1 protein-coding gene is annotated in these 395 nt (G+C 69.4%); it reads left to right on the forward strand.

Annotated elements, in window-relative coordinates:
* Positions 1-3: 3 nt before the first annotated feature.
* On the forward strand, positions 4-395 hold a 392-nt coding region (locus AC5RWT_RS38075), incomplete at its 3' end, for a carbamoyl-phosphate synthase domain-containing protein (RefSeq protein ID WP_494084717.1).

Raw genomic sequence — 395 nt, forward strand, 5'->3', positions numbered from 1 at the left:
AACATCGTGAGCGCAGAAACAACCTCCGCAACCGCACCGGCGCTGCTGGTGCTCGAAGACGGCCGGACCTTCCGCGGCCGCAGCTACGGCGCCCAGGGAACCGCACTGGGCGAGGCGGTCTTTGCCACCGGGATGACCGGCTACCAGGAGACCATCACCGACCCGTCCTACGCCCGCCAGCTGGTGGTGCAGACCGCACCGCACATCGGCAACACCGGCGTGAACGACGAGGACGCGGAATCCCGCAAGATCTGGGTGGCCGGCTATGTGGTCCGCGATCCAGCCCGCCGGCCGTCCAACTGGCGCTCCGAGCGCAGCCTGGACGACGAACTGGTCAACCAGGGCATCGTGGGCATCCAGGGCGTGGACACCCGCGCGCTGACCCGCCACCTGCG

The organism is Arthrobacter sp. Dra40, assembly GCF_059091905.1.